Annotated in this window: 1 protein-coding gene; it reads left to right on the top strand. The window is 63.3% G+C overall.

Going from position 1 to position 792, the window contains the following annotated elements; genetic code table 11:
- Positions 1–26 precede the first annotated feature (26 nt).
- Positions 27–792, top strand: a protein-coding gene (locus ACFPN9_RS14170) for an IS5 family transposase (protein ID WP_377817203.1) whose coding sequence is annotated in 2 segments (ribosomal slippage) — positions 27–339 and positions 339–792 — 767 coding nt annotated over the 2 segments. Because the reading frame shifts where the segments join, the coding sequence is not laid out codon by codon here. This gene is flagged as partial in the annotation.

Raw genomic sequence — 792 nt, 5'->3', positions numbered from 1 at the left:
TCAAGCTCCGAAAGAGGAGCTTGGCGATGGGACGCTACGAACTCAGCGATTTGGAATGGACGGCGATCGAGCCGCATCTTCCCAACAAGCCGCGCGGCGTGCCGCGGGTCGATGATCGGCGGGTCCTGAACGGTATCTTCTGGGTGCTTCGGTCGGGTGCGCCCTGGGCGGATGTCCCGGCTCGCTACGGCCCACCGACGACGATCTACAATCGCTTCAACCGCTGGCGCAAAGCCGGCATCTGGGATCGGCTGATGGACGCGATCACAAAGGCTTACGACGGCGACGTCCAGATGATCGACACCTCGGTCGTGCGGGTCCACCAACAGGGGGCGACCGGAAAAAGGGGGGTCGAGATCGTTGTGTCGGTCGCTCGCGAGGCGGGCTCACCACCAAAATCCACGCCCTCGTCGATGCGCAAGGGCGCCCGATCCAGCTCAAGCTGACGGCGGGGCAAGCCAGCGACATCGCCAGCGCCGCCGACATGATCGGCCATCTCGCTCCCGGTTCGATGCTGATGGCCGACAAGGGCTACGACGCCAACGCCTTGCGCGCCCTCGTCGGGGAACGCGGAGCTTGGGCCAACATCCCGCCCAAGAGCAATCGAAAGGACCCGATCTGCTTCAGCCGGCACCTCTACAGGGACAGGAACCTGATCGAGCGCTTCTTCAACAAGATCAAACAGTTCCGCCGCGTCGCCACACGCTACGACAAGCTCGCGGAAAACTTCCTCGCAAGCCTCAAGCTCGTATGCGTCAGGATCTGGCTACGCGGTAATGAGTCGACGGCCTA

The sequence above is a fragment of the Allobosea massiliensis genome, from assembly GCF_042655245.1.
GTDB lineage: Bacteria > Pseudomonadota > Alphaproteobacteria > Rhizobiales > Beijerinckiaceae > Allobosea > Allobosea massiliensis.
This window is presented reverse-complemented; position numbering and strand designations above follow the sequence as displayed.